The sequence below is a fragment of the Streptomyces sp. NPDC059008 genome, assembly GCF_042749045.1.
Taxonomy (GTDB): domain Bacteria; phylum Actinomycetota; class Actinomycetes; order Streptomycetales; family Streptomycetaceae; genus Streptomyces.
Genome location: NZ_JBHYJC010000054.1, coordinates 35506 through 46681 on the forward strand (window position 1 = coordinate 35506; position 11176 = coordinate 46681).

The window sequence follows — 11176 nt, forward strand, 5'->3', positions numbered from 1 at the left end:
ATGAAGCAGATCCTCTTCTCCGGAATGATCGGGCTCTTCCTGACCCTGATCGGCACCCCGCTGCTGATCAAGCTGCTGGCGAAGAAGGGGTACGGGCAGTTCATCCGCGATGACGGCCCCCGCACCCACGGCAGCAAGAAGGGCACGCCCACCATGGGCGGTATCTCCTTCATCCTGGCCACGATCATCGCCTACGCCCTGACGAAGGTGATCACCTCCAGCGATCCGACGTTCTCGGGTGTGCTGGTGCTCTTCCTCTTCGCGGGCATGGGCCTGGTCGGCTTCCTGGACGACTACATCAAGATCGTCAAGCAGCGTTCGCTGGGCCTGCGGGCCAAGGCGAAGATGGCCGGCCAGCTGATCGTCGGTATCGCCTTCGCGGTGCTCTCCCTGCAGTTCGCCGACATGCGCGGGCAGACCCCGGCCTCCGACCGGCTGTCCTTCACCCAGGACTTCGGCTGGCAGATCGGCCCGGTGATCTTCGTGATCTGGGCGCTGTTCATGATCCTGGCGATGTCCAACGGCGTGAACCTCACCGACGGCCTCGACGGCCTGGCCACCGGCGCCTCGGTGATGGTCTTCGGCGCGTACACCTTCATCGGCATCTGGCAGCACCAGGAGTCCTGCGCCAACCAGATCACCGCCGGACCGGGCTGCTACGAGGTGCGTGACCCCCTCGACCTCGCGGTCGTCGCGTCCGCGCTGATGGGCGCGTGCTTCGGCTTCCTGTGGTGGAACACCTCACCCGCCAAGATCTTCATGGGCGACACCGGCTCGCTGGCCCTGGGCGGCGCGCTGGCCGGCCTGGCGATCTGCTCCCGCACGGAGCTGCTGCTCGCCCTCCTCGGCGGTCTCTTCGTCCTGATCACGATGTCCGTGGTCATCCAGGTCGGCTCCTTCAAGCTGACCGGCAAGCGGGTCTTCCGGATGGCGCCACTGCAGCACCACTTCGAACTCAAGGGGTGGTCCGAAGTCCTTGTGGTGGTCAGGTTCTGGATCATCCAGGGCATGTGCGTCATCGTGGGACTCGGCATCTTCTACGGCGGCTGGCAGGCGGCGAAGTGACCACGCACGGTCCGACCGACCACCCCGCGGGGTTCTCCGGTCTGCACATCACCGTCGCCGGCCTGGGCGTGAGCGGCGTTCCCGCCGCCCGCGCGCTGGCCGGCCTCGGCGCCCGCGTCACCGTCGTCAACAGCAGCGACGGCGACCGTGAGCGCGCGCAGGCCGCCGAACTCCAGGAGCTGGGGGTCACCGTCCGCCTCGGCGACGGCGACACCCTCCCCGAGGGCACGGAACTGATCGTCACCACCCCGGGCTGGAAGCCGACCAGCCCGCTCTTCCTCGCGGCCGAGAAGGCCGGCATCGAGGTGTGGGGCGATGTCGAGCTCGCCTGGCGGCTGCGCGGCCCGGACGCCGCCCCGTGGCTGGCCGTCACCGGCACCAACGGCAAGACCACCACCGTCCAGATGCTGGCCTCGATCCTGGAGGCGGCCGGTCTGCGGACCGCCGCCGTCGGCAACATCGGGGTCCCGCTCGTCGACGTGGTGCTCGGCGAGGGAGCGCAGGAGGGCACGTCGTACGACGTGCTCGCCGTCGAGCTCTCCAGCTACCAGCTGCACTGGGCCCCCTCGGTACGGGCGCACTCCGCGGTCGTCCTCAACCTCGCCCCCGACCATCTGGACTGGCACGGCTCCATGGAGGCCTACGCCGCCGACAAGGGCCGGATCTACGAGGGCAACACCGTCGCCTGCGTCTACAACGTCGCCGACCCGGCGACCGAGGACCTGGTCCGGGCGGCCGACGTCGAGGAGGGCTGCCGTGCGATCGGCTTCACCCTCGGCACCCCCGGCCCCTCCCAACTCGGCGTCGTCGAGGGCATCCTCGTCGACCGCGCCTTCGTCGAGAACCGGCACAAGCAGGCCCAGGAGCTCGCCGAGGTCGCCGACGTCCGGCCCGCGGCGCCGCACAACATCGCCAACGCCCTCGCCGCGGCGGCGCTGGCCAGGGCCTTCGGCGTCGCCCCCGCCGCCGTACGCGACGGACTGCGCGCCTTTCACCCGGACGCGCACCGCATCGAGCACATCGCGGACGTCGACGGCGTCGCCTACATCGACGACTCCAAGGCCACCAACACCCACGCCGCCGAGGCGTCGTTGGCGGCGTACGAGCACATCGTGTGGATCGCCGGCGGGCTCGCCAAGGGCGCGACCTTCGACGAGCTGGTCCAGAAGTCCGCGGCCCGGCTGCGCGGGGTGGTGCTGATCGGCGCCGATCGGGCGCTGATTCGCGAAGCCCTGGCGCGACACGCCCCCGATGTCCCGGTGGTCGACCTCGACCGGACCGACACTGGGGCGATGCCTCAGGCGGTCCGGGAAGCGACCCGTCTGGCCGCGCCCGGCGACACCGTCCTGCTGGCTCCGGCCTGTGCCTCGATGGACATGTTCGTCAACTACAACAAGCGGGGCGAGGCCTTCGCCGAAGCGGTCCGCGAGCTGACCGCAGGGGACCGGTAGACCCTTTCTCCCCGCTGCCGCCGGTCCGGCGGCGAGCGCACCCGTGGAGGGGACGAGGATGACGGCCCGATCGGCGAAGGCGGCAGCGGCGCGCCGGCCCCGCCGGACCACGCCGGTGCGCCCGCCGCGGGGCGGCCGTCCGCCGGGCGGTCCGCGGGGGCTCCACACCCGGCTGAGACGGGCCTGGGACCGTCCGCTGACCGCGTACTACCTCATCCTCGGCGGCAGCCTGCTGATCACCGTCCTGGGACTGGTGATGGTCTACTCGGCGTCCCAGATCAAGGCGCTGCAGTCCGGCCTGGCCCCGACCTTCTTCTTCCGCAAACAACTGCTCGCGGCCGTCCTCGGCAGCGGGCTGCTGGTGCTCGCCGCCCGGCTCTCGGTACGGGTGCACCGCATGCTGGCCTATCCGCTGCTCGCCGGCTCGGTGTTCCTGATGTGCCTGGTGCAGATTCCGGACATAGGGGTCGCGGTCAACGGCAACCAGAACTGGATCAGCCTCGGCGGGCCTTTCCAGATGCAACCGAGCGAGTTCGGCAAGCTCGCGCTGGTCCTGTGGGGCGCCGATCTGCTCGCCCGCAAACAGGACCGGAGGCTGCTGACGCAGTGGAAGCACCTGCTGGTGCCGCTGATCCCGGTGACCTTCCTGGTGCTCGGGCTGATCATGCTCGGCGGCGACATGGGCACCGCGATCATTCTCACGGCGATCCTCTTCGGGCTGCTGTGGCTGGCCGGGGCGCCGACCCGGCTGTTCGTGGGGGTGCTGGGCGGCGCCGCGGTGATCGGTGCGCTGCTGATCATGACGAGCGCCAACCGGATGTCCCGGCTGGCCTGCATCGGAGCGACCGATCCGGGGCCCGGTGATCAGTGCTGGCAGGCCGTGCACGGGATCTACGCCCTCGCATCCGGCGGATTCTTCGGTTCCGGGCTCGGTGCGAGTATGGAAAAATGGGGTGAACTCCCTGAACCGCACACCGACTTCATCTTCGCCATCACCGGGGAGGAACTGGGTCTGGCGGGGACGCTGTCGGTGCTCGCCCTCTTCGCGGCTCTAGGCTATGCGGGTATCCGCGTGGCCGGACGCACGGAGGACCCCTTCGTACGGTACGCCGCGGGAGGCGTGACCACCTGGATCACGGCCCAGGCCGTGATCAACGTCGGTGCGGTGCTCGGCCTGCTGCCGATCGCCGGTGTCCCGCTCCCGCTGTTCTCCTACGGAGGCTCCGCCCTGCTGCCCACGATGTTCGCCATCGGGCTGCTGATCGCCTTCGCGCGTGACGAGCCCGCTGCACGGGCGGCGCTGGCCATGCGGCAGCCGGTCTTCGGCAGGAGACCGGCTGGGGTGAGATGGAAGACGATGAGACGGCGCGTCAAGAAGCGGCCGTCCGGAGAGCGGTGAATTTCGGTGCATGTCGTACTCGCCGGTGGGGGGACCGCCGGCCACATCGAGCCCGCGCTCGCCCTCGCGGACGCACTGCGGAGGCAGGACCCCACCGTGGGGATCACGGCACTCGGCACGGAGAAGGGGCTGGAGACCCGGCTCGTCCCGGAGCGCGGCTACGAGCTGGGCCTCATCCCGGCCGTACCGCTGCCGCGCAAACCCACCCCTGAGCTGATCACCGTCCCCGGGCGGCTGCGCGGCACGATCAAGGCCGCCGAGCAGATCCTGGAGCGCACGAAGGCGGACTGCGTGGTCGGCTTCGGCGGCTACGTGGCGCTGCCCGGCTATCTGGCCGCCAAGCGGCTCGGTGTGCCGATCATCGTCCACGAGGCCAACGCCCGCCCCGGCCTGGCCAACAAGATCGGCTCGCGGTACGCCAAGTTCGTCGCCGTCAGCACCCCGGACAGCAAGCTGCGCGGTGCCCGCTATGTCGGCATTCCGCTCCGCCGCACCATCGCCACCCTGGACCGCGCCGCGGTCCGCCCCGAGGCGCGGGCCGCCTTCGGCCTCGACCCCAACCTGCCGACGCTGCTGGTGTCGGGCGGATCCCAGGGCGCCCGCCGGCTGAACGAGGTCATCCAGGCCACCGTTCCGGCCCTGCAGCGCGCCGGTATCCAGGTCCTGCACGCGGTCGGCCCGAAGAACGAATTGCCGCATGTGGACAACATGCCCGGGATGCCGCCCTATGTCCCGGTACCGTACGTGGACCGGATGGATCTCGCGTACGCCGCGGCCGACATGATGCTCTGCCGCGCCGGCGCGATGACCGTCGCCGAGTTGTCCGCCGTCGGGCTCCCGGCCGCGTTCGTCCCGCTGCCCATCGGCAACGGCGAGCAGCGGCTCAACGCCCAGCCGCTGGTCAACGCCGGCGGGGGCCTGCTGGTCGACGACGCCCAGCTGACCCCGGACTGGGTGCAGAGCAGCGTGCTCCCGGTTCTGGCCGATCCGCACCGGCTGTACGAGATGTCCCGCGCGGCCTCCGAGTTCGGCCGCCGGGACGCCGACGAGCTGCTGGTCGGCATGGTCTACGAGGCGATCGCGCAGCACAACAAGTAGTGCACTAGGGAAGGCAGGGAGCGTGGCCGGACCGACAACCGCCCGGCGCGGCGAGAAGAAGTCACCGTCCGGCCCGCCCTCCGCCCCGGAGGCGCACGGACGCAGATTCCGTTGGGTGCGCGTCCCGTTTCGCGCGCCGGGGCGCCGCGGTCTGATCATCATCACGGTTCTCGCGGTGCTGCTCGGCGCGTTCGGCGTCTGGGCGCTCTACGCCTCGAGCTGGCTGCGGGTGGAGCGCGTGCGGGCCGCCGGCACCGCGGTCCTGACCCCGCGTGAGGTCGTCGCCGCGGCCCGCACTCCGATGAACACACCGCTGATTTCGGTGGATACGGACGCAATCGCCCGTCGACTGCGCGCACGGCTGCCGCGCATCAAGACGGTTGACGTCGAACGGTCCTGGCCGCACACGATCGGTCTGAAGGTGACGGAAAGGACGCCGGAACTGCTGATGCCGACGGGCGGAAAGTTTGCTGAAGTGGACGCCGAGGGCGTCCGGTTCGCCACCGTCGGCACGGCCCCCAAGGGCGTTCCGCTTCTGGAAATGGCCGCTTCCGACTCCCCGAGCCTGCGCCAGTTCGGAATCGACCGGTTGCGCCGTGCCGCGGTCGAGGTCGCTCAGGATCTGCCCCCGGCCGCGCGCAAGAACCTCCGCAAGGTTCGCGTACGGTCCTATGACGCCATCACCCTCCAACTCTCCGGTGACCGCACGGTCGCCTGGGGCAGCCGCGAACAGGGCGCCGAAAAGGCGAAGGTGCTGACCGCGCTGCTGAAAGCGGCACGTGACGCGCGCCACTTCGACGTCTCGGTTCCCAGCGCCCCTGCGGTATCGGGGAGTTGACGTACTCAGCCGCAGGCCAGCACCCTGGATGGCTACGACTATGGGTGATCACATAGGGTGAAAAGAAAAACGGGAGGTTCGGCGTGTTCGTTGAACGGGCGCGCCTTGTCGACTTAGTGTCTCGTTCCAAAGGGACTATGGAACCAAGGAACACAGGCACAGGTAACCCTAAACTTCAACGTTAGGGTTCGGGTCGGCGATACGAACCGCCCCAATCGGCATCAGTCGGCGTCCACACGCACGTGCGGCGACGACACGTAACTCGAGGCGAGAGGCCTTCGACGTGGCAGCACCGCAGAACTACCTCGCAGTCATCAAGGTCGTCGGCATCGGCGGCGGTGGCGTGAACGCCATCAACCGGATGATCGAGGTCGGGCTCAAGGGCGTCGAGTTCATCGCGATCAACACCGATGCGCAGGCGCTGCTGATGAGCGACGCCGACGTCAAGCTCGACGTCGGCCGCGAAATGACCCGCGGCCTCGGCGCCGGCGCCAACCCGGATGTGGGGCGCAAGGCGGCCGAGGACCACCGCGAGGAGATCGAGGAGGTCCTCAAGGGGGCCGACATGGTCTTCGTGACCGCGGGTGAGGGTGGTGGCACCGGCACCGGCGGCGCACCCGTCGTCGCCAACATCGCGCGCTCGCTGGGCGCCCTGACGATCGGTGTGGTCACCCGGCCGTTCACCTTCGAGGGCCGCCGTCGCGCCAACCAGGCCGAGGACGGCATCGCCCAGCTGCGCGAAGAGGTCGACACCCTCATCGTGATTCCCAATGACCGACTGCTGTCCATCTCGGACCGCCAGGTGAGCGTGCTCGACGCGTTCAAGTCCGCGGACCAGGTGCTGCTGTCGGGTGTCCAGGGCATCACCGACCTGATCACCACCCCGGGTCTGATCAACCTCGACTTCGCGGACGTCAAGTCCGTGATGTCCGAGGCCGGCTCGGCCCTCATGGGCATCGGCTCGGCGCGCGGCGACGACCGCGCGGTGGCCGCCGCGGAGATGGCGATCTCCTCGCCGCTCCTGGAGGCCTCCATCGACGGCGCCCGCGGGGTGCTGCTGTCCATCTCCGGCGGCTCCGACCTCGGTCTCTTCGAGATCAACGAGGCCGCGCAGCTGGTCAGCGAGGCGGCGCACCCGGAAGCCAACATCATCTTCGGTGCGGTCATCGACGACGCGCTGGGCGACGAGGTCCGGGTGACGGTCATCGCCGCGGGCTTCGACGGCGGTCAGCCGCCGGCCCGCCGCGATGCGCAGGCCGCCCTGTCGTCCCCGAAGCGCGAGGAGCCGGCCCCGGCCCCGAGCCGTCCGGCCACCCCGCCGGAGCCGCGTACGCCGTCGTCCTTCGGCGGTCTGGGTTCGGTGCCGGTACGGGACGAGGAGCCGGCGCCCGCCGAGTCCTCCTCCTCGCTGGGCGAGGTCTCCTCGCCCCCGGCGGGTGGCCCGCAGGTTCCCCCGGCTCGTCCGTCGTACTCCGACTCCGCGGCCGAGGAACTGGACGTTCCCGACTTTCTGAAGTGACGTAAAGCACCGAAGTGATAGGGCAACAGCACCACGAGAGCGGCGCGCACTTCGCCTTCACCGACAGGTGGGGCGGGGTGAGCGCCGCTCCGTATGAGCAGCTCAACCTGGGCGGCGCGGTCGGCGACGACCCGCAGGCCGTCCGCGCCAACCGTGCGCTCGTGGCACGGGAACTCGGCCTCGACCCGGCCGCGGTGGTCTGGATGAACCAGGTCCACGGCCGGGACGTCGCCGTCGTCGACGGACCCTGGCGCGAGGCCGACGTCCCGTGTGTGGACGCGGTGGTCACCACCCGCCGGGGTCTCGCGCTCGCCGTCCTGACCGCCGACTGCACCCCGGTGCTGCTGGCCGACCCGGTCGCCGGGATCGCGGGGGCCGCGCACGCCGGCCGGCCCGGCCTGGTGGCGGGGGTGGTCCCGGCGGTCGTCGGGGCGATGGTGGAACTGGGCGCGGCGCCGGAGCGGATCCTCGCCCGCACCGGACCCGCGATCTGCGGCCGGTGCTACGAGGTGCCCGCGGCGATGCGCTCCGAGGTCGCGGCGGTGGTGCCCCAGGCGCATGCGACGACCAGTTGGGGCACCCCCGCGGTGGATGTCACCGCGGGCGTGCGGGCCCAACTCGCCGCGGCGGGCGTGGAGGTGCGTGAGGATTCCCACATCTGCACGCGGGAGTCCGCGGACCACTTCTCTTATCGGCGCGACCGTACGACCGGGCGGCTCGCGAGCTATGTGTGGCTCGGGGAGATCCCCGGCCGGGGGCCGGGGGAGGCCGAGCAGTGACGGACGACCGGAAGACGCAACTGGCCGACAACCTGGCCCGGGTGGAAAATCGTATCTCCGCCGCCTGCGCCAAGGCCGGGCGGCCGCGCGACGAGGTGACCCTGATCGTGGTCACCAAGACCTATCCCGCGAGCGACGTCCGGCTGCTCGCGGAGCTGGGGGTGCGCCAGGTCGCGGAGAACCGCGATCAGGAGGCCGCGGGCAAAGCCGCCGAATGCAGTGATTTGCCCCTTACTTGGCACTTCGTGGGACAACTGCAGACCAACAAGGTGCGGTCTGTGGCTGGTTATGCCGGAATTGTTCAGTCGGTCGACCGGGCGCGACTGGTCACCGCGCTCTCCAAGGAAGCGGTCCGCGCCGAGCGCGAGCTGGGGTGCCTCGTCCAGGTGGCACTTGACGCGGAGTCGGGGGAGCGGGGCACCCGCGGCGGGGTGGCGCCGGACGGTGTGGCCGCGCTCGCGGAGGCGATCGCCGGGGCCCAAGGGCTCCGTCTGGACGGTGTGATGACCGTCGCGCCGCTGGCCGGGCCTTATGCCGGACGGCAACTCGCCGCATTCGAACGACTCATGGAAATCTCAACCGACCTGCGCGCCACCCATCCTGCTGCCAACATGGTGTCAGCAGGCATGAGCGCGGACCTTGAGGACGCCGTGGCGGCCGGAGCGACACATGTGCGCGTCGGCACTGCGGTACTCGGAGTCCGACCACGGCTCGGGTAACGTCGCCAAGCAAGTCGGACCACAGCACAAAATATGGTCATTCCCGCAGAAAGCGGGAGGCCCGCGTGGATCCAAGGCACCCGGTGACGGAGCCGATCCACCACAGAGCGGAGGACGCAGAGAATGGCCGGCGCGATGCGCAAGATGGCGGTCTACCTCGGCCTCGTGGAGGACGATGGGTACGACGGCCGGGGGTTCGACCCCGACGACGAGTTCGAGCCCGAGCTTGATCCGGAGCCTGATCGGGGGCGGCGTCAACAGCACCAAGTGCAGCCCGAAACGCGGCCGGAACGGGACGAACCCGTCCGTGCCGTGACGCCTCCGGCGCAACGCGAACCTACCCCGCTCGCCGCGGAAAGCGGACGACCCGCGCGAATCGCACCCGTGGCATCCATCACACCCGACCGCCCGAATCTGGAGAAGAACGCACCGGTGATCATGCCCAAGGTCGTGTCCGAGCGGGAGCCGTACCGCATCACCACACTCCACCCCCGGACCTACAACGAAGCCCGTACCATCGGGGAACACTTCCGCGAGGGCACTCCGGTGATCATGAATCTGACGGAGATGGACGATACTGATGCGAAGCGACTTGTCGACTTTGCGGCCGGTTTGGTGTTTGGTCTTCACGGGAGCATCGAGCGGGTGACGCAGAAGGTGTTCCTGTTGTCGCCTGCTAACGTCGATGTCACGGCGGAGGACAAGGCCCGTATCGCAGAGGGCGGGTTCTTCAACCAGAGCTGAGACGCAACACCGGGCACACCAGGGCCGTAAGGTCAACGCAGAGGCAAGAGCAAGGGGAGAGGGACGCGCGAGATGAGTGTCGCTGGTCAGGTGATCTATATCGCGCTGTACTGCTTCCTGATCGTGTTGATCTTCCGGCTGGTGATGGACTATGTCTTCCAGTTCGCCCGTTCATGGCAACCGGGCAAGGCGATGGTGGTCGTTCTTGAGGCCGCCTACACTGTCACTGATCCGCCACTCAAGCTTCTGCGGCGGGTAATTCCGCCGCTGCGTCTCGGGGGCGTGGCGCTCGACCTGTCCTTCTTCGTATTGATGATCATCGTGTACATCCTGATCACCGTCGTGAGGTCGGTGTTGTTGGTGTGAACGATACGGTCTTGCCGATTGCCGACGACTACGTTGAGGTGAAGTAGAGATGCCGTTGACCCCCGAGGACGTGCGGAACAAGCAGTTCACGACCGTCCGCCTCCGAGAAGGCTATGACGAGGACGAGGTCGATGCCTTCCTCGACGAGGTTGAAGCAGAACTGACCAGGCTGCTCCGGGAGAACGAGGACCTGCGCGCCAAGCTGGCCGCAGCCACCCGCGCCGCGGCGCAGAACCAGCAGCAGGGGCTGCGCAAGGGACCGGACCAGCAGCAGGAGCAGCAGCAGCGTCCCGGGGCTCCCGTGCCCGCCGCCATATCCGGTCCGCAGCCGGTCCCGCCGCAGCAGCAGGGGATGGGTGGCCCGCCCCAACTGCCCGGTGGTGCACCTCAGCTGCCGCCCGGTCCCGGTGGCCACGGCCCGCAGGGTCCGCACGGACCCGGCCCGATGGGCCCCGGTGGTCCCATGGGTGGCCCGATGGGCGGCCCTGGACCGCAGCTGCCGCAGGCCCAGCAGGGTGGCCCCGGCGGTGACAGCGCCGCGCGGGTGCTCTCGCTGGCGCAGCAGACCGCCGACCAGGCGATCGCGGAGGCCCGTTCCGAGGCCAACAAGATCGTCGGCGAGGCGCGCAGCCGCGCCGAGGGCCTGGAGCGGGACGCCCGCGCCAAGGCCGATGCGCTGGAGCGGGACGCGCAGGAGAAGCACCGCGTGGCGATGGGTTCGCTGGAGTCGGCCCGCGCGACGCTGGAGCGCAAGGTCGAGGACCTGCGCGGCTTCGAGCGTGAGTACCGTACGCGTCTGAAGTCCTACCTGGAGAGCCAGCTGCGTCAGCTGGAGAACCAGGCGGACGACTCGCTGGCTCCGCCGCGGACCCCGGCGGCCGCCTCGCTGCCGCCGTCGCCCTCGATGGCGTCGGCCGGTGCGGGCACCATGGGCGGCAACCACACCATGGGTGGCGGTCAGTCGATGGGCGGCAACCACTCCATGGCCGGGCAGTCCAGCGGCGGTCCGTCCTACGGCGGTCAGCAGCAGATGTCGCCGGCGATGACCCAGCCGATGGCTCCGGTGCGGCCGCAGAGCCCGCAGCCGATGCAGCAGACGCCGTCGCCGATGAGGGGTTTCCTCATCGACGAGGACGACAACTGACGCCCGCCTAGCGCGTAGCGTCGGCAATCAGGGCCGGGCCCCGAGTGATTCCCT

11 protein-coding genes are annotated in these 11176 nt (G+C 69.7%); all 11 read left to right on the forward strand.

The annotated features are described in order from the left end of the window. The 11 genes from mraY to ACFWZH_RS34990 all read left to right on the forward strand — a co-directional run bounded on the left by mraY (position 1) and on the right by ACFWZH_RS34990 (position 11122). The gene (mraY, locus tag ACFWZH_RS34940; protein ID WP_384440864.1) at positions 1–1065 is read left to right on the forward strand and encodes a phospho-N-acetylmuramoyl-pentapeptide-transferase; all 1065 of its coding nucleotides are present in this window, start codon (positions 1–3) and stop codon (positions 1063–1065) included. Continuing rightward, positions 1062–2516 carry a UDP-N-acetylmuramoyl-L-alanine--D-glutamate ligase gene (gene murD / locus ACFWZH_RS34945; protein ID WP_384440834.1) on the forward strand — a complete coding sequence of 485 codons (1455 nt, stop codon included), beginning with the start codon at positions 1062–1064 and terminating at the stop codon, positions 2514–2516. The genes mraY and murD overlap by 4 nt, the downstream gene beginning before the upstream one ends. Positions 2517–2574: 58 nt before the next feature. Continuing rightward, positions 2575–3915 (forward strand): putative lipid II flippase FtsW, encoded by a 1341-nt coding sequence (ftsW, locus tag ACFWZH_RS34950; protein WP_384440837.1) that lies wholly within the window; start codon positions 2575–2577, stop codon positions 3913–3915. Between the two features lie 6 nt (positions 3916–3921). Then, positions 3922–5013 carry an undecaprenyldiphospho-muramoylpentapeptide beta-N-acetylglucosaminyltransferase gene (gene murG / locus ACFWZH_RS34955; RefSeq protein WP_384440840.1) on the forward strand — a complete coding sequence of 364 codons (1092 nt, stop codon included), beginning with the start codon at positions 3922–3924 and terminating at the stop codon, positions 5011–5013. A gap of 22 nt (positions 5014–5035) precedes the next feature. Next, positions 5036–5851 carry a cell division protein FtsQ/DivIB gene (locus ACFWZH_RS34960; protein ID WP_384440843.1) on the forward strand — a complete coding sequence of 272 codons (816 nt, stop codon included), beginning with the start codon at positions 5036–5038 and terminating at the stop codon, positions 5849–5851. A gap of 283 nt (positions 5852–6134) precedes the next feature. Continuing rightward, positions 6135–7370, forward strand: a complete 1236-nt coding sequence (gene ftsZ, locus ACFWZH_RS34965) for a cell division protein FtsZ (RefSeq protein ID WP_384440846.1) — start codon at positions 6135–6137, stop codon at positions 7368–7370. 14 nt (positions 7371–7384) lie between these two features. Continuing rightward, the gene (gene pgeF / locus ACFWZH_RS34970) at positions 7385–8149 is read left to right on the forward strand and encodes a peptidoglycan editing factor PgeF (protein WP_384440849.1); all 765 of its coding nucleotides are present in this window, start codon (positions 7385–7387) and stop codon (positions 8147–8149) included. After that, positions 8146–8868, forward strand: coding sequence for a YggS family pyridoxal phosphate-dependent enzyme (locus ACFWZH_RS34975; RefSeq protein WP_384440852.1), 723 nt, complete (start codon positions 8146–8148; stop codon positions 8866–8868). Before pgeF ends, ACFWZH_RS34975 begins: the two co-directional genes overlap by 4 nt. 123 nt (positions 8869–8991) lie before the next feature. Beyond that, entirely contained in the window at positions 8992–9612 is a 621-nt protein-coding gene (locus tag ACFWZH_RS34980) for a cell division protein SepF (RefSeq protein ID WP_384440855.1), read from the forward strand. Between the two features lie 72 nt (positions 9613–9684). Beyond that, the gene (locus ACFWZH_RS34985; protein ID WP_360941721.1) at positions 9685–9978 is read left to right on the forward strand and encodes a YggT family protein; all 294 of its coding nucleotides are present in this window, start codon (positions 9685–9687) and stop codon (positions 9976–9978) included. A 49-nt stretch (positions 9979–10027) separates the two neighbouring features. Beyond that, positions 10028–11122, forward strand: coding sequence for a DivIVA domain-containing protein (locus tag ACFWZH_RS34990; RefSeq protein ID WP_384440858.1), 1095 nt, complete (start codon positions 10028–10030; stop codon positions 11120–11122). Positions 11123–11176: the final 54 nt, after the last annotated feature.